Source organism: Streptomyces sp. NPDC107454, assembly GCF_055582885.1.
Genome location: NZ_JBVJPA010000002.1, coordinates 195,728 through 212,598 on the forward strand (window position 1 = coordinate 195,728; position 16,871 = coordinate 212,598).

General features: G+C 70.3%; 12 protein-coding genes. 8 read left to right on the plus strand and 4 right to left on the minus strand.

From position 1 onward, the window contains the following. Window positions 1-100 precede the first annotated feature (100 nt). Window positions 101-913 (plus strand): SAM-dependent methyltransferase, encoded by an 813-nt coding sequence (locus tag ACZ69M_RS05110; RefSeq protein WP_095858309.1) that lies wholly within the window; start codon window positions 101-103, stop codon window positions 911-913. 185 nt (window positions 914-1,098) lie between these two features. Here ACZ69M_RS05110 and ACZ69M_RS05115 read toward each other — a convergent pair whose 3' ends face one another. Next, a complete protein-coding gene (locus tag ACZ69M_RS05115; RefSeq protein ID WP_470046726.1) occupies window positions 1,099-2,883 on the minus strand; it encodes a helix-turn-helix domain-containing protein in 1,785 nt (594 codons plus the stop codon). A 149-nt stretch (window positions 2,884-3,032) separates the two neighbouring features. Between ACZ69M_RS05115 and ACZ69M_RS05120 the strand changes: the two genes are divergently transcribed. From ACZ69M_RS05120 to ACZ69M_RS05130, 3 genes are all read left to right on the plus strand, one after another. Continuing rightward, entirely contained in the window at window positions 3,033-4,826 is a 1,794-nt protein-coding gene (locus tag ACZ69M_RS05120; protein ID WP_470046728.1) for an Hsp70 family protein, read from the plus strand. A gap of 29 nt (window positions 4,827-4,855) precedes the next feature. Then, entirely contained in the window at window positions 4,856-5,662 is an 807-nt protein-coding gene (locus ACZ69M_RS05125; RefSeq protein WP_470046730.1) for a hypothetical protein, read from the plus strand. Window positions 5,663-5,939: 277 nt separating this feature from the next. Then, entirely contained in the window at window positions 5,940-7,154 is a 1,215-nt protein-coding gene (locus tag ACZ69M_RS05130) for an aminoglycoside phosphotransferase family protein (protein ID WP_470046732.1), read from the plus strand. Between the two features lie 175 nt (window positions 7,155-7,329). Here the strand turns inward: ACZ69M_RS05130 and ACZ69M_RS05135 are convergent, their stop codons facing one another. Next, window positions 7,330-8,784, minus strand: a complete 1,455-nt coding sequence (locus tag ACZ69M_RS05135) for an APC family permease (protein WP_470046734.1) — start codon at window positions 8,782-8,784, stop codon at window positions 7,330-7,332. Between the two features lie 134 nt (window positions 8,785-8,918). Here ACZ69M_RS05135 and ACZ69M_RS05140 point away from each other — a divergent pair, with 134 nt between their 5' ends. From ACZ69M_RS05140 to ACZ69M_RS05150, 3 genes are all read left to right on the plus strand, one after another. Then, a complete protein-coding gene (locus ACZ69M_RS05140) occupies window positions 8,919-10,100 on the plus strand; it encodes an ROK family transcriptional regulator (protein WP_470046736.1) in 1,182 nt (393 codons plus the stop codon). Between the two features lie 182 nt (window positions 10,101-10,282). Beyond that, complete coding sequence (locus ACZ69M_RS05145) at window positions 10,283-13,039, plus strand: glycoside hydrolase family 2 protein (protein ID WP_470046738.1); 2,757 nt, start codon at window positions 10,283-10,285, stop codon at window positions 13,037-13,039. A gap of 158 nt (window positions 13,040-13,197) precedes the next feature. Further along, the gene (locus tag ACZ69M_RS05150; RefSeq protein WP_470046740.1) at window positions 13,198-13,974 is read left to right on the plus strand and encodes a hypothetical protein; all 777 of its coding nucleotides are present in this window, start codon (window positions 13,198-13,200) and stop codon (window positions 13,972-13,974) included. A gap of 74 nt (window positions 13,975-14,048) precedes the next feature. Here ACZ69M_RS05150 and ACZ69M_RS05155 read toward each other — a convergent pair whose 3' ends face one another. Beyond that, a complete protein-coding gene (locus ACZ69M_RS05155; protein WP_470046742.1) occupies window positions 14,049-15,497 on the minus strand; it encodes a hydrolase in 1,449 nt (482 codons plus the stop codon). A gap of 233 nt (window positions 15,498-15,730) precedes the next feature. Here ACZ69M_RS05155 and ACZ69M_RS05160 point away from each other — a divergent pair, with 233 nt between their 5' ends. Further along, window positions 15,731-15,994: a GlsB/YeaQ/YmgE family stress response membrane protein gene (locus ACZ69M_RS05160; protein WP_470046744.1), complete on the plus strand. Its 264-nt coding sequence runs from the start codon at window positions 15,731-15,733 to the stop codon at window positions 15,992-15,994. A 52-nt stretch (window positions 15,995-16,046) separates the two neighbouring features. Here the strand turns inward: ACZ69M_RS05160 and ACZ69M_RS05165 are convergent, their stop codons facing one another. Beyond that, on the minus strand, window positions 16,047-16,820 hold the full coding sequence (locus tag ACZ69M_RS05165) for a GNAT family N-acetyltransferase (RefSeq protein WP_352051899.1): 774 nt from the start codon (window positions 16,818-16,820) through the stop codon (window positions 16,047-16,049). Window positions 16,821-16,871 lie beyond the last annotated feature (51 nt).

Genomic DNA, 16,871 nt, shown 5'->3' on the forward strand with positions numbered 1-16,871 from the left:
CAACCTTGTCTGATTCCTATGCCCTGATTCTTTCCCCCACGAAGCTCTCTTTCCCCACGAACCCCCGCTGTGTACCGACGACTTGATGGGAGGGGCGGCGTTGCCCGACAACGGATGGCCTGCCGACCGTATCGACACCGAGAGCGCACACTCCGCGCGCATCTACGACTACATCCTGGGCGGTAAGGACTACTACCCCGCCGACAAGGAGGCGGGCGACGCGATGGCACGGGAGTGGCCCGCCCTGCCGATCCACATGAAAGCCAACCGCGACTGGATGAACCGAGCGGTGGCCTATCTGGCCAAGGAGGCGGGGATACGCCAGTTCCTCGACATCGGCACCGGCATCCCCACCTCCCCCAACCTCCATGAGATCGCCCAGGCGGTGGCCCCCGACTCCCGGGTCGTCTACGTGGACAACGACCCCATCGTCCTCACCCTGTCGCAGGGTTTACTGTCGAGCACCCCCGAGGGCAAGACCGCTTACGTCGAGGCGGACATGCTCGACCCGGCGACGATCCTGGGCGCGGCGGAACTGCGCGACACCCTCGACCTCACCCAGCCGGTCGCCCTCACGGTGATCGCGATCGTCCACTTCGTCCTGGACGAGGACGACGCGGTCGGCATCGTCCGGCGCCTCCTGGAGCCCCTTCCCTCGGGCAGCTACCTGGCGATGTCCATCGGCACCGCCGAGTTCGCTCCCGACGAGGTGGCCCGCGTCGCCCGTGAGTACGCGGCCCGCAACATGCCCATGCGGCTGCGCACCCACGCGGAGGCCGAGGAGTTCTTCGAGGGCCTCGAACTCGTCGAGCCCGGCGTCGTCCAGGTCCACAAGTGGCACCCGGACGGCACGGAGACGGGCATCCGCGACGAGGACATCGCGATGTACGGGGTGGTGGCCCGCAAGCCGTAGCCCGTCCGCTCCACACCACCCGTGCCGCCGGCCCCAAGTGAAAGGGGCCCGGCGGCACGGGCGTTCTCGTCGGCCGAGCGCCAGGCCCTGTCCGGCGGATCACGCCGCAGACGCGGGGCTTGGCACGGCCTTCTGTGCCGATGAGACACCGTCGCTTCCCTCCGGCCTGATCCCACCGGACAGGCTCAGGCGTCCGCCGTGGAGTCGAGCAGGGCCGCGCACTCGGCCGCGAGGGCCGCCATGCCGTACGTCCGGGCCACGCGCAGCGCCTCCCGCAGCAGTCCGGAGGCGTGGGCGGCGGCGCCGGGGCGGTCGGACCTGCGCAGCGCGCGGGCCTGGGCCAGCCGGAGGCGGGCCAGCTGGGGCTGGGAGGAGCGGACCGGTTCGGTCGCGGTGCGGAAGTGGGCGAGGGCCGTGTCCGGCTCTCCGGCGGCCAGGGCCAGCAGGCCGCGGGCCCGGGCGGTCGGTCCGATCAGCACGGTGGGCCAGCCCGCGAGGGCGATCTCCTCGCCGTCGTGGGCGGCGAGCCGCTCCCGCAGTACCGGCAGGACCTGGCGCAGCTCGGCCTCGAATCCGCCCCGGGCGTCGAGCGCGGCGCTCACCTCGGCGAGCAGCACCAGCGTGGGCACCGCCCATCCGGAGGGCGGGAACCGGCTGAAGTCGGCGGTGTCGTGGGCGAATCCGACGAGCCGGTCCGCCCCTTCGGCGTACTGACCCGTCTCGCACAGCGCGAGCGCGAGCCCGGCCCGCCAGACGGGGAAGTAGCCGTGCCGTTCGACGGTGTCGGCCAGACCGGAGGCGAACAGGTCCGCCATCCGGCCCTGTTCGCGCAGCAGCCAGTAGGCCTGGCCGAGGCGGGTCTGGTGCAGGTTGTCGGCAGGGACGGCCAGATCGGCGGGTAATCGCTCGACGAACGTCAGCGCGTCGCCGAATATCCAGCCCGCGGCCTTGTCGAACCGGCCGTGCCACAGGTCGAGCAGCGCGTCCAGGGTGTGCTGCTGCCAGGTCGTCAGCACGCCGCGCGTGTCCGCGGCGTGCTTGCGGTACTGGTTCGCCGTGGCCAGCGCGCTGTACACCTTGCCGGCCCGCAGCTGGTCGAGGGCGACGGCCATGAGCGCCTCGCCGCGGAAGTAGGCCGAGCCGTGCCGGGCCGCGGCGTCCCGCAGGCGTTCGGAGAGCGTCAGGGACTCGGCGGTGGACATGAAGTCGTACAGTCCCCACCGGCATTCGGTGAGCACCTCGCAGGCCACCTCGTCGTCCTTGCCGTCCACGGACAGCCTGCGCAGTGTGCTGCGCGCCAGCCGTGCGCCCTGCTCCGGGCCCGCCTGGCCGGCGGCGGTGTCCTGGCTGACCGCCATGGACAGCTTCTTCGCCAGGTGCGCGTTGAGCCTGAGGCGCAGTCCGGCGGCCTCGACGCTCCCGTCGTCGCCCAGCGCGGCGAGACTCTCCCTGATCAGCTGGAGCAGTTCGTGGTCGACCTGCCCGGGGTCCGACCAGCGGCGGGCCATCCTGATGACGGCCTCCGCCCGGGCCGTGGGATCCCCCTCTGCGCTCGCGTACGCCGCACGGTAGAGCCGGTCCGCCTCGCGCATGTCCCCGGCGGTGTGGCTGAGGTCGCCGCGCCGCAGCAGCCGGTCGAACTCGTCCCGTTGCCGGGCGGCGGACGAACCTCCCGTGTCCGCAACGGACTTGACCAGTTTGGCCGCCCGCTCCCCCGGGCCCGGGCCGATCGTCTTCGAGATCCGCTCGGTGGACGGACCGGGAACGAGGGCGAGCAGCGCGCCCTTCGCCTCCAGCCGTTCGTCGCACAGCTGCGCGAGCTCGTGCGTGACACGTCGCTGGCCCGTCTCGATCCTGCTCAGAAAGCTGCGGCTGCAGTGCACCTCTTCGGCCAGCTCGCCCAGTGACTTGCCGGCCGCCGTCCGACGTCGGCGCAACTCTGCGCCGAACGCGTTCTCTTCGATCGCCATCCTCCCAACGGCCCGCTCCCCGCCCTGTGTTGCCAGAAAGCGTTGGCAACAGCCGACCGCTCCACGTTGCCGCGGAAACCCACCACTCTGTCTGTGAGCGAGCTTACAGCGAGCAAGGGTGCGAGCACCGGCGGACAGGAGCACTGGTCATGGGATCGGACGAAGCCAAGGTGGTGGCGGCCGTCGACTTCGGCACGCACGGCACCGGCTTCGCCTGGACGGTGCGAACGCCGCTCAACGACGATCCGCTGACCAGGCGGGTCCAGTTCTTCACCCGGTTCCCCGGCCGGCAGCTGGACAGTCCGAAGAACCTGACCGCGATCCTGGTGACGGACGAGGGGGACACGGTCGCCTGGGGCCATGAGGCGCGCGCTCGGTGGGTCGAGGCCCTGGCGAAGGGCGAGACCGAAGGGCTCGGCTACGCCTACGCCTTCAAGACGGCGCTGAAGAGCGGCGGTTCGATGGCGGACCTGCCGATCACGGGCGGCTTCGTCGACCGCTCCGACCGCGGTCTGATACGGGAACTGGTCACCGCCTACCTCAAGGAGATCCGCGAACTGGCGACCGCGGAGATCAAGAGGATGACGTACACGGAACGAGAGGTCCGCTGGTGCATCACCGTCCCCGCGATCTGGGACGACGAGGACAAGGCGGTGCTGCGGCGGCTGGCCGTGGACGCGGGGTTCCCCGGTGATCCGGAGCGGCTGCTGCTGGCCATCGAGCCGGAGGCGGCGGCCCTGTACTGCCATCTGCGGATGCCCGACGCCGCCCCGGGTCCGCACCGGCGGGCCCCGCTGCCCCTGCACCTCGACGGCTTCCGGTCCGTGGTGGTCGACTGCGGCGGCGGCACGGTCGACATCACGGCGTACGAGTCGCACGGCGACGCCGGTCCGTCCATCGCGCTGCGTGAGATCGGCCTCGCCACCGGTGGGTGGCTGGGTTCCGAATACGTCAACCAGGCCTTCCTCGACAAGACGCTCGGCGACCGCTTCGGTCCGGCGGTCTTGAAGCGGATCGAACGGGACCACCCCGGCGAGCTGCTCAAGCTGTCCGGACAGTGGGAGCGGGCCAAGGCGACGGTGGAACTGGACCGGGAGGCGGATGCGGTCGCCCCGGTGCTGGACCCGGTGCGGATCGAGGTTCCGGTCACCGTCTGGGACCTCCTGGACGAGCAGGTGCGGGCGCGGCTGACGCACGACGCCGCCGGCCTGCCACGGCAGATCGTCCTGCCTCCCGAGGAGGTGGAGGCGCTGCTCGACGAGAGGGTGGACGGCATCCTGGACAAGGTCGCGGAGCAGCTCGCGACCATCGGCCGGACCAGCGGCGCGAGCGCGGAGCCGGAGACCCTGGTCCTGGTCGGCGGATTCGCCCGCTCCCCGTGGCTGCGCGAGCGGATGGGGGACCGCTTCGGTGAGCGGCACCGCATCCTCGTCCCGCCGGATCCGGCCCTCGCGGTGCTAGAGGGCGCCGTCCACTTCGCCTACCGGCCGGACGTGTTCGTCTCCCGGCAGGCGAAGTACACCTACGGCTTCGAGACGGCCGAGCCGTTCGAGGAGGGGGTCGACTCCACGATGCGCATGTACCGCGACGACGAGGGCGACCTCCTGTGTGTCGGCCGCTTCGGTGTCGCGGTCCGGCGCATGGACAGCGTGCGGGTGAACGACGCCCACCCCTTCCGGATCGTGCCGGTCCGCGAGGACCAGGACGAGCTCGACGTACGCCTGTACCGCTCCGCGAAGGCCGATCCCCGGTACGTCGACGAGGACGGGTCCGAGGAGATCGGCCGGCTGACCGTCGACCTGTCCGGCACCGTCGGCAGACCGCTGCGGGAGCGTCCGATCATGCTGCTGTTCCACTTCGGCGCCGCCGAGCTTCGGGTCGAGGTGTTCGACCCCGCCACCGGAGAGACCAGCCGGGTCTCCGTCGACTTCGACCGCGTATAGCCATGGCCTACCGCCCCGAAGGAGGAGACGTGTTGTTCAACCGCGACAAGGGCAAGCGGCCGCAGGAACTGAGCATCAGGCTGGACGGCTTGGACACCCTGGAGTCGCGGATCCGGAAGCTGGAGGCCGCCGCGGACGACCAGCGTGCCGCGCTCGCCGCGCTCAACCCGCTGGGTGACCGGCTGATCGAGTTGAGGATGCGCCAAGAACGCGCGGAGGAACGGGCCCGGACGCTGGAGACGGCCGTCACGGACACCCGCCGCGTGCTCGACGAGCAGAGCGAGGTACTGGACCTGGTGCGGGTCACCCAGGTGGCGCAACGGGACGATCTCACCCGTGAGGACTTTCTCGTCCACTACGAACTCGCCCAGCGGTTGCGGGCGTTGTACACCCAGCGGATGCCCGACCTGATCCAGCCGCGGCTGACGGCGGAGCGGCCCCGTGATGTGGTACGGCGCCAGGCGCAGTTGATCAGCCGGCTGTGCGTGGTGCTGTTCGGCCCCGACGAGCACGGTGGGCTCGGCGAGCCCGACCTCGCCGAACTGGCCCGCATCGCCACCGACGCCGGGGTGGTGGGGCTCGACGCGCGCCACCAGCGGCTGTTGGAGCGGGTCGGCACGGAGGCCGCCCATCTGTTCCGGGCCATGACCGGCAGTGGCCATACCGGCCACTTCGACTTCGCGGTGGAGCCCGGCGCCCCGGCGGATCCGGAGGAACACGCTCTCTGGCCCTCGTGCGAGGCCGGGCGACCCGTCGCCTTCGTGGTGTGCCCGGGATACCGGGCGGCGGACCGCCGGCTGCTGGAGACCTTCGTCTACACCGAGGCCGAGGGCTGACGCCGGAGGTTTCGTTCGATGTGCTGTCCGGCCCCCGGGTCCGGGTCGGACAGAAGGATTTCGGTCCGGGGCGCGCGGGGGGCGCTCCGGCCCGGAAGGCCACAGGACCCGAGGGGGGACCGGGTTGGGGGACCCGGGGGAAGGGGAGCGGAGTCGCCGCATCGGCTCCGCTCCCCTTCTGATGCGCGCGTCGTCCGGTGCCTGCGTCTTCCGGTGCGCGCCCCCGGCCGCCGATAATCGCTGGCCGGGGGCGCATCCGGTCGTTCACACTCGCGCGGTGACAAGAACCGTGAGTGCGTGGGTGACTTCGGGTGACGAGTTCCTCGGGAGCGCGGGGCCGTTCGCCGTGGACGTTCCCTGGTGGTCCGAAGTGGGGCCGGTCATCGGGTGGTTGGAGGGGCTGCTCGGGGTGCCCGTGCTGGTACTGCGTCTGCTGGACGTGGAGGGGGGTGCGGGCGGGCGGGACGGCCATGTGACGTACCACGTCGAGGCGTTGGAGCGTCCGGTGAGCGATCTGCTGGATCAACGACCCGTCGAACCAGGGGTGTTGGACGGTCCCGAGGCGCTCAGGTCGCCCTGGGCCCGGGCCGAGGGGCTGCGCGAGCTGCTCGACTGGGCGGCCGGGGAGCTGGCTTCGGCGGGGCGGCCGGTGAGCGGTCCGGTCGTGCAGCGGCGTACCTGGAATCTGGCCGGGCTCTTTCGTCTGCCCACCGCGCGCGGTCCGGTGTGGCTCAAGGCGACACCGCGCTTCGCGGCGGACGAGGCCGCCGTCATCGCCGCGTTCGCGGGGGTCGACCCGGGACTCGTTCCCCCGCTCCTCGGGGCGGGTGAGCGGCGCGTCCTGATGGAGCACATTCCCGGTGAGGACTGCTGGGGAGCCTCGCCGGAGACCGTCGGTGCGGCGATGGAGCGGTTCGTCGGCGCGCAGGCCGCGGTCGCCTCCGGGGGTTCGGGTGAGCGCGGCTTCGTGGCGGGGGTGCGGGACTGGCGTGCGCCGGTTCTCGCGGTGGCGGTTCGTGATCTGCTCGACGGGCCCCTCGCGCAGGAGTTGACCGAGCGGGAGGTGCGGGGAGCGCGGGAGTTGGCCGGGCGGTGGGAGCTTCTGTCGGAGTGCGGACTGCCCGACACGCTGGTGCACGGCGACTTCCACCCCGGGAATTGGCGCAGCGACGGTGGGGCGCCTGTCGTGATGGACTTCGCCGATGCCTATTGGGGCAATCCGGTCCTCGACGGTCTGCGCGTCCAGGGCTTCCTTCCCGAGTCGGGTCGTGCGGCGGCCGCCCGGGACTGGGTGGCGGCCTGGAAATCGCGGGTGCCCGGCAGTGACCCGGCTCGGGCGCTCGATCTCGCCGAGCCGCTGGCCCATCTCACGTACGCCGTCCGCTATCAGGAGTTCCTGGACGGCATCGAGCCCTCGGAGCGGCCCTACCACCGGGGGGATCCGGCGGACGAGGTCCGGGCGGCGTTGCGTTGCGCGGGGATCGGGGGGTGACGGGCGCCGGCGCGGTCGTGCGTGGGGCGGGGCCGTGCCGGTACGTCGAGCCCGTCGCCGCCGGATCAGGCGTTGCCCTGTAAGGAGCCGTTTCCGGATCCGAGCGTAAGCGACGGGCTCGCGGTGTACCGGCACGGCCCCTTCCGTGCGTCGTCGGGTGCGGGCACTGAGCTGTTCAGGCTCCGGCGGGCTCCGGGTCCGGGGTCGAGGGGGTCAGGTACTCTTCCTTGATCTCCTTCGGGCCGAAGGGCCACACCTTTTCCAGGTTCGCCCAGATGACGAAGGCGACGCAGCCCAGGGCCACCCAGGCCAGGGACCATTCGATGGGGTGGCGGCCCGGGGAGTTCTTGTCGGCGTAGCCGTAGATCGTGAGCCAGCCGACGAGGGCGAGGAGGCTGGGGATCGGGTAGAGCCACATCTTGTAGGGGCGGTGGAGGGTGGGCTGGCGCTTGCGCAGGACGGAGAGGGCGACGATCTGGGCCAGGGCCTGGACGATCACCATGACGGTGGTGAGGAGTTGGATCAGGGTGGCCAGGTCGGTGTGGCGTCCGATGAGGAAGCCGATCGCCGTGATGACGCCCATGGTCGCCAGGCCCAGCATCGGGAAGCGGTGCTTGGGGTGCAGCTTGGCGTACGGGCGGAAGAAGACGCGGTCGCGGGCGGCGTCGTAGGGGACGCGCGAGCCGCCGAGGAGTCCGGTGAAGACCGAGGCGAACGCGGTGATGAGGATGAGGACCGTGACCGTGTCGGCGGCTCCCTTGCCCCAGGTTTTTTCGAGGACGGCCGAGGCGACGGAGGTGGAGGCGATGTCCGTCGGATCGGTCATGCGGTGCCAGTCGATGACACCGAGCGTGCCGATCTGGAGGAGGAGGTAGATCGCCATGATGCCGAGGATGGAGAAGACGATGGAGCGGGGCAGGGTGCGGCCCGGATCCTTGATCTCGGCGCCCATGTACGCGGTGGTGTTGTAGCCCAGGTAGTCGTAGATGCCGATGGTCAGGCCCGCGGCGAAGCCGATCCAGAAGTGGCTGCTGGTCAGTTCGAAGGCGTGCGCCGGGTAGGTGAAGGCCAGATGGGCGCTGAAGTCGGTGGCCGCGGCGATGATCACCAGGAAGACCGAGGTGATCATGACCGCCCACATGACCGCCGTGATGCGGGCGATGTGTTCGATTCCGCGCCACAGGAGCAGCACCACGAGGGCGACCACGGCCAGGCCGATGAGGTCGCCGGTCGTCTTGCCCATGCCGGGGGCCAGGTAGCCGAGGTACTGGACGAAGCCGACCACGCCGGTGGACATGATCAGGGGGATGAAGAGCATGGCCGTCCAGACGAACAGGAACGGCATGAGGCGTCCGGTGCGGTACTGGAAGGCCTGGCGGAGATACACGTAACTGCCGCCGGAGCCGGGCATGGACGCGCCCAGTTCGGCCCAGATCAGGCCGTCCGCGAGGGCCAGCAACGCGCCCGCGACGAAGCCGATGATCGCCTGCGGGCCGCCGAACGCGGCGACCATCAGCGGGATCGTCACGAACGGGCCGATGCCGCACATCTGGCTCATGTTGATGGCGGTGGCCTGGAACAGGCCGACGCGGCGGACGAAACCGCCGGTGGGTGGCGGGCTACCGGACATAGGGGTCTCCTGATATCGGGACGCGGGGAGGCGGGCTCCCCTTCGGCCGGCCCGGCGAGGCTGACTGGGCGATAAAGTTAAGGAGACTTACTAGATGCGTCAAGGGGGTGTATGGCATGCGTGAGAATGGTGCGATGCCCGCCAGCGACGCCATAGCGCAGCCCGAACAGCCCTGGAACCGGCAGCGGCTGCGCAGTACCAACGAGCGGCTGCTGCTCGACCGGCTGCGTACGGGCGGCGCCGCCTCACGGGCTCAGCTCGCACGGGAGACGGGACTGTCCAAGCCGACGGTCTCCAGCGCGCTCGCGGCACTGGAGGAGGCGGGACTGGTGCGTGAGGCGGGCACGCACGCACCCGAGCGCGGCCGGGTGGCGGTGCTCTACGCTCCGGATCCCGCGGCCGGGTACGCGCTCGGCATCGACATCGGGCGCAGCTGGCTGCGGGTGGCGGTCGCCGATCTGGACGGCGGCGTGGTCGCACGCGCCGATGTGCGCAATCGGGCGCGCAGTTCGGGTGCCATGGCCGACCTCGTCGTCTCCACCGCCCGCCAGGTCGTCGCCAACTCCGGTGTGGGAGCACACGAGGTGGCGCACGCGGTGGTGGGCACGCCGGGCGTGTACGACGAGGAACGGCGCCGGGTGCGGTACGCGATGCATCTGCCCGGGTGGGGCCGCGCGGGCCTGTTCGACCGGATGCGCGAGGAGCTGGACATCCCGCTGGAGGTGCACAACGACGCGAACCTCGCGGCGCTCGGCGAGTACACGTACGGCGTCGGCGCGGGCAGCCGGCTGTTCACGTACATCCTGATCGGCACCGGTCTCGGCATGGGCGTGGTGAGCGAGGGGCGGCTGTTCACGGGGGCGCGCGGCGGGGCCGGGGAGATCGGGTTCCTGCCGTGGCCGGGGCTGCAGAAGCCGGAGACGCTGGAGGACGCGGTGTCGGGGGAGGCCGTCGTCGAGGCCGCGCGGCAGTTCGGCATGACCGGCCAGCTCACGGCCAAGGCCGTGTTCGACGCGGCGCGCGCGGGGGACTCCGCCGCGGTGCGGGCGGTACGGCTGGAGGGCGAGCGGATCGCCTACACGGTGGCCGCGGCCGCCGCGGTGCTCGATCCCGATCTGGTGGTGCTCGGCGGCGGCGTGGGCCACAGCATCGACCTGCTGCTGCGGCCGGTGCGCGAGACCCTGCGTACGCTCACGCCCCTGCGTCCGAAGATCGTGCCGAGTCGGCTGGGCGAGGACGCGGTTCTGCTGGGCGCGGTGGCGACGGCCCTCGACACCGCGAGGGACGTGGTGTTCGAGCGACGCTCGGCGTCCTGAGCGGGGCACTCGCCTTCGGTGATTGACACGGATTGCCCGGCCGCCTAGCTTGTGCGCCAGTTAGTAAAGTTTCCTAACTTGCAGGCCCGGCTCGCGCCTCCTTGCTCCTGCCTTGCTCATGCCTCGCAGTGCCGACATGCAGTCTCGTAGCGCGGATGCTCCCCACCCCCAAGGAGACCACCGTGTTCCATCGCCCTGCCCCAGGACGGCGTTCCGCCACGGCCGCCGTCGCCCTGTGCCTCCTGTGCACCCTCTCGACCAGCGCGTGGGCCGGGTCCCGGCACACCGGACCCGACGCGTCCGCGCGCGTGCCGGTCACCCCGGTGCCCGCCACCGCGGGCAGCACCACCGCGCTGTCCGGGTACGCGATCCAGTCGACGGCCAAGGTCACGGACGCGGCGTCCGACGTCTCGAGCCCGGGCTATCCGGCGAGCGGCTGGTACCCCGCGGGTTCCCGCTCCACCGTCCTCGCGGCGCTGCTCGCGGACGGGAAGTACGCCGACCCGTTCTTCTCGACCAACCAGCAGAAGATCCCCAAGACCGACTTCCAGGTCCCCTGGTGGTACCGCTCGGACTTCACGGTCGCCGACACCACCGAGCGCAGCTACCTGGACTTCAGCGGGGTGATCTCGGCGGCGGACGTCTACGTCAACGGCAAACAGGTCGCCACCGCCGCCGATGTCACGGGCGCCTACACACGGCACGAGCTCGACATCACCTCGCTGGTGCGATCGGGCACGAACACGGTCGCCTTCCGCATCCGGCCCAACGAGCCCGACAAGCACCTGACCATGGGCTGGTTGGACTGGCTCCAGCCCCCGCCCGACCAGAACATGGGCATCGTGCGTGACGTTCTCGTCCGCCGGGGCGGTCCGGTCGCACTGCGCGACGCGCACGTCGTCACCGAGCTCGCCGTCCCCTCGCTCGCCTCCGCGGACCTGACGGTCAAGGCACAGGCCCGCAACGAGACGAGCGCTCCCGTCACGGCGACGGTGTCCGGCAGCATCGGCTCGGACGCCTCCTTCAGCAAAACCGTTTCCCTCGCCGCGCACGAGACGAAGACCGTCACCTTCTCCCCCGCCGACACCCCCGGCCTGCAGCTGAGCGCGCCGAAGGTGTGGTGGCCCGCGGGCATGGGCGGACAGCCGCTGTACGGCCTCGACCTGACGGCCTCCGTCGGCGGCACCGCCTCGGACACCACGCACGAGGACTTCGGCATCCGTGAGGTGAAGGCGCCCCTCAACTCCGACGGCGCCCGGCAGTACAGCGTCAACGGCCGCAGGCTGCTCATCAAGGGCGGCGGCTGGTCCCCGGACGAGTTCCTGCGCTGGGACCGGACGTATGCCGAGGACCGGCTGAAGTACGCGCTCGACCTCGGTCTCAACACCATCCGCCTCGAGGGCCACATCGAGCCGGACGAGTTCTTCGACCTCGCCGACCGGTACGGCATCCTGACGCTGCCCGGCTGGGAATGCTGTGACAAGTGGGAGGGGAACGTCAACGGCAGCGAGGCCGGCGACAAGTGGACCGCGGCCGACTACCCCGTGGCCAAGGCGTCGATGGCCGCCGAGGCCGCCCGGCTGCGCGACCACCCGAGCGTCATCTCCTTCCTCATCGGCAGCGACTTCGCGCCGGACGCGACGATCGAGAAGAACTACCTCGACGCCTTGGCCGCCGCCGACTGGCCGAACCCCGTGGTCGCCGCCGCGGCCGACAAGTCCTCCCCGATCAGCGGCAGTTCGGGCATGAAGATGACCGGTCCCTACGACTGGATCCCGCCGAACTACTGGTACGCCAAGCGCGAGGGCGGCGCCACCGGCTTCAACTCCGAGACCAGCGCGGGCCCCGACATCCCCACCCTCGACACCCTGCGCCGCATGATGTCCCCCGCCGAGCTGGACACCCTGTGGAAGAGCCCGACCACCAAGCAGTACCACCGCTCACCGTCGTCGACCTTCGGCACGCTCAAGCTGTACGACGCCGCGCTCGCAGGACGGTACGGAGCACCGAGCGGCCTGACCGACTACGTGCGCAAGGCGCAGCTCGCCCAGTACGAGAACGTACGCGCGCAGTACGAGGCGTACGGGCGCAACGCCACCGACTCCGCCAAACCCGCGACCGGGGTCGTCTACTGGATGTTCAACAGCGGATGGACGTCGCTGCACTGGCAGTTGATGGACCGTTACCTCGACCAGGGCGGTGCCTACTTCGGGGCCAGGAAGGCGAACGAGCCACTGCACATCCAGTACTCCTACGACACCCGTTCGATCGTCGTCGTGAACAACCGGCACGCCGCCGCGTCCGGGCTCACGGCCCGGGTCACGCTCTTCAACACCGACGGCACGCAGAAGTACGACAGGACGGCGACCGGGGTGGACGTGGACGGGGACGGCGCCCACAGCACCCCTCTCACCGTGCCGTCCTCCGTGAGCGGCCTGTCGACGACCTACCTGGCACGCCTCGTCCTCACCGACACCGAGGGCAAGGAGGTCAGCCGCAACGTCTACTGGCTGTCCACCAAGTCCGACACCCTCGACTGGGCCAAGACCGACTGGTACTACACGCCGACGACGAGCTACGCGGACCTCAAGGGGCTCGGCTCCATGGCACAGGTGCCGGTTTCGGCGACGGCCTCGACCTCGGCCGACGGGGACGGCGCTTCGATGACCACGGTCACGCTGCGGAACACCGGGACCGGCAGGACGCCGTCGCTGCTGACCGACGTGCATCTCGTGGACTCGGCCGGCAAGCCCGTTCTGCCCGTCCAGTGGTCCGACAACCAGGTCAGCCTGTGGCCCGGCGAGTCCACGACGCTCACCGCCACCTACCGCACGGCCGATCTGCACGGTTCGGTGCCCCGGGTACGGGTCTCGGGATGGAACACACCGGAGACGACCGTCCCGGCGGCCGACACCGAATCCAGCCGACACGGAGAGTGACTTTCACCCGCGCTTCTTATGCATTATGACCCGATTAGTCATATGCCGATGGTATGTCGCTACCACTTTCGTCACGGAGAGTCGAATAGCGTGACGGCCGTCGCGCCGATCGAACACCGGCGCACGTATGGCCCTTCGACTACCTGCAAGGAGTGAGCGTGAAAGCTCGTTTTGGCGTGAGCCGAGGAAAGGCGCTTGCGGTCACCGCACTGGCCGCGATCCTCGCCTCGACCGTCCCGGGATCGGTGCCCGCTCTCGCTGATGGAAACCGAGTGCGCTCGGAGCACTGGGGCGTGATCACCCGCAACACGATCGGCTCCCCCGTCGCCGCTCTCAGGAACGGCCCCTACGGCTCGTTCGGCGTGCTGGACTCCTCCGGCAGGCCGCCCTACGGAAGGGGCAGCCTCGGAATCGAGGTGGCGGACAACTCCACCACGCTGACTCCCCACAGCGAGAAGGTCGACTTCGGCAACGAGGTCGACTTCTTCGGGGACCCGGTGCTCGGCCTGGACAAGGTCGGATTCCACGTCTTCCAGACCGGCGAGAACGTCGACAACGGCGGCCCGGCGAACCTCCCGAACATCAAGTTCGAGATCAATCCGAACGTGAGCGCGCATCCGGGCGACACCTACTCCACCCTGGTATGGGTGCCGGACGCGCTCACGGTGACGAACCGCTGGAGTGGTTACATCAATGCCACCACGAGCGGCTACTGGTACCTCACCGGCGGCGAGACCGCCTGCAACGACGCCGCCCACTGCACCTTCGCGCAGGTGAAGAACTCACTCGACGACGGCGGCGCGGTGCCGGTCATCTACTCCGCCGCCGTGGGCAAGGGCCGCGACCACCTGTGGACCGGCGCCGTCGACGGACTGCGGATCAATCAGTACGTCTACGACTTCGAGGCCGACGGCGTCAAGGTGCGTCGCGCCTGATTCGGCGGACCCGTCGGACTCCGGCGTACGACGGGCGGGCCCGCTCCCGGGCCCGCCCTCTGGCTTGTTCGCGCTCAGCTCACGTTGAGCGCCGTGTCGTCGAGGACGAACGACGTCTGCAGGGTGGAGCCCTCGGTGCCGGTGAACTTGACGGTGACCGTCTGCCCGGCATAGCCGGACAGGTCGAAACTGCGCAGCGTGTAACCCGACGCGGCGTTCAGGTTCGAGTACGTGGCGAGCGTCGACAGGACCGTGCCGCTGCTGTTGAGCACCTGGGCCTTGAGGGTGTCGTAGGCCGTGCTGGTGGTCGTCTCGGCCGTGTCCACGTGGAGATAGAAGTTCAGGGTGGCCGCGCAGCCGGACGGGATGGTGACCGACTGGGAGAGCGTGTCCGTGTTGGCCGAGCCGTAGCCGTTCAGCCAGGCCTTGTAGGAGCCCGTACGGGCGGCCTCGCTGGAGCTGTTGGTGATGACACCGCTGGTCGCGGTCCAGGACGTGTTGCCGGACTCGAAGCCGGGGTTGGCGAGCAGCTGGGCGGCCGTGCAGGTACCGCCACCGCCCCCTCCACCGCCACCGCTGCTGCTGCCGCCCGCGAGCCACTCGGTGGCGTTCAGGGCGAGGGCGGCGTTGGTGGCGCCGGTGTCGTTCCAGCCGTCGTACAGCGTGTTGCCGGACTGGCCGGTGCCGTCGTCGATCGGCGAACTGTCACCCCAGAAGGCGACCTTGCCACTGCCGAAGGTGCTGGTGGCGAAGAAGGCCCCGGTGTTGCCCGAGTAACCGGAGCGGTAGAGCAGGCCCTTGACCGCCGAGTTGTCGGCGGGCTTCAGCGTGGCCGTCGTACCGTTCGCGATGAGGCTCTTGGTGACGGTGCCGAACGAGCCGTGCAGAACGGCGTTGGTGCTGTCGCTGATCGCCGCGGGATAGCCCGAGCTGATGTTCAGCGAGTCGATGGAGAAGCCGAACGGGTCGGTGGAGTCGACGCTGTTGTTGGTCATCAGGTCGTTGAGGATCTCGACCGCGTCGTAGCCGTCGTTGTTGCGGTCGGCCCCGGTGTGGTCGGAGATCATGAACAGACCGCCGCCGTTCTTCACGAACGTCATGATCGCGGTCTTCTCCGCGGTCGTGAAGAGCGTGTTGGGCTCGGGCAGCACCAGCGTGTCGAAGTTCGACAGGTCGGTGGCCGTCGAGCCGCCGTAGGCCAGGCTGGAGCCCGAAGGCAGCGTCTTCAGGCTGTAGTCGCCGGTCTTCTGCAGGGCCACACCCCAGGAGGAGAGGGCTCCGGTCCAGTCGGTCTCCGCCGACGGCGAGGAGTCCTGGCCCAACGGGTCGGGCTGGCTGGTGGAGATGATCCAGTCGGCGTTGCCGGCCGTCTCCGCGTGGGCGTTGTCGAACAGGATGCGGTGCGGGGTCGCGGCGGCGGCCGGAGCGGCCGCGGACGCCTGGACGGCCGCACCCGCGACGAGCAGTCCGAACACGGCCGCGGCCGTGGTGAGTCTGTGGCGGGATCGTCTGAATCCGAGCATCCTGCAAACCTCCATGAGGGGTGGGGAGAGGCGGTGCGGGCGCCAAGTCTGCGCGCGTAGAACGGTAGTTGGCCGTCCGCCACGCGACAGATTCTTGAACGGTACATGGCAGGAACGCGACTGAACAGGAGCCCGCCGGAGCGGACGCGGGACGGCCGGAAAGCGGAACGGACTGTCTTCGCCCGCAGGGGGAACACACCTAACTGCGGGGGTCCAGACAAAAAGGGGCGGAGATGGAGATCTCAGGCATCATCAGTGCCATTCTCATCGGCATCATCATCGGCGTACTGGGCCGGCTCGTGGTCCCGGGACGCCAGCGCATCGGCATCCTGTGGACGATCCTCGTCGGCATCGTGGCCGCGTTCATCGGCTCGGGGATCGCCGCCGCGTTGGGCGTGGCGGACACGAAGGGCGTCGACTGGATCGAGTGGGCCATTCAGATCGGACTCGCGGCGGTGGGCGTCGCGGCGCTCGACCGGGTGAAGGTGCGCCGCTGACGGGGCCGGCCTGCGGTCGGTGACGCCGTCCCTGCCCGGACGGCGTCGGGCGTCACCCGTACACGTACGGCGTCGTCGTGGTCAGGGGTTCGAAGCCCAGGCGGGCGAGGACCGGGCGGCTCTGGCTGGTGGCGTCGACCTGGACGTAGCGGTAGCCGCGCTCGGCGGCGACGCGGGCGCGGTGGGCGACCAGCGCACGGTAGATGCCGCGGCGGCGCCAGGAGTCGATGGTGCCGCCACCCCAGAGGCCGGCGAAGCGGGTGCCGGGGACCATCTCCATGCGGGCGGCGCTGACCGGGACGTCACCGGCGAGGGCCACCACCGCGACGACGTTGTCCTCGTCGCCGGTGAGCTGGGCGAGGAGTTGGTGGCGCATGCGGGTGCTTTCCGTACCGAAGGCCTGTTTGTGGACGTCCGCGACGAGGTCGACGCCCGCGCGGTCGGTGACGGGCAGCAGCCGTACGCCCTCGGGCGGCTGGGCGTCGAGCGCGAGGTCGCCCAACTCGGCGATCATCAGGGTCTCCTCGGGCTGGGCGACGAACCCGGCGGCGCGCAGCCGCTTTCCCAGACCCTCGGGCTTGTCGTGCCCGTACAGCTTCCACTCGAACTCGCGGCCGAGCTCGCCGAAGTAGCGCATCTGCTCGGCGATCGCGGCGTCGGCGATCGATTCGTCCAGGTCCGACCAGATCACCCCGTTCCAGCCCTGCTCGGTGCCGACCTGGCGCACCACCTTGCCGACGCGCTCGACCCGGGCTCCCGGGCTGTCGGGCCGCGCGCCCTCCCGCATGTCCCGGTCGAACAGGGCCAGTACCGCAACGTGATCCATGGGGTCACTCCAGCACCCCGGAGCGCATAGGGCAACGGCTCTGCACCGGGG

Excerpts from the sequence above, each read along its gene's own strand:
- ACZ69M_RS05115 (WP_470046726.1), bottom strand. The coding sequence starts at position 2,883 with ATGGCGATCGAAGAGAACGCGTTCGGCGCAGAGTTGCGCCGACGTCGG.
- ACZ69M_RS05120 (WP_470046728.1), top strand. The coding sequence starts at position 3,033 with ATGGGATCGGACGAAGCCAAGGTGGTGGCGGCCGTCGACTTCGGCACG.
- ACZ69M_RS05135 (WP_470046734.1), bottom strand. The coding sequence starts at position 8,784 with ATGTCCGGTAGCCCGCCACCCACCGGCGGTTTCGTCCGCCGCGTCGGC.
- ACZ69M_RS05140 (WP_470046736.1), top strand. The coding sequence starts at position 8,919 with ATGCCCGCCAGCGACGCCATAGCGCAGCCCGAACAGCCCTGGAACCGG.
- ACZ69M_RS05155 (WP_470046742.1), bottom strand. The coding sequence starts at position 15,497 with ATGCTCGGATTCAGACGATCCCGCCACAGACTCACCACGGCCGCGGCC.
- ACZ69M_RS05160 (WP_470046744.1), top strand. The coding sequence starts at position 15,731 with ATGGAGATCTCAGGCATCATCAGTGCCATTCTCATCGGCATCATCATC.
- ACZ69M_RS05165 (WP_352051899.1), bottom strand. The coding sequence starts at position 16,820 with ATGGATCACGTTGCGGTACTGGCCCTGTTCGACCGGGACATGCGGGAG.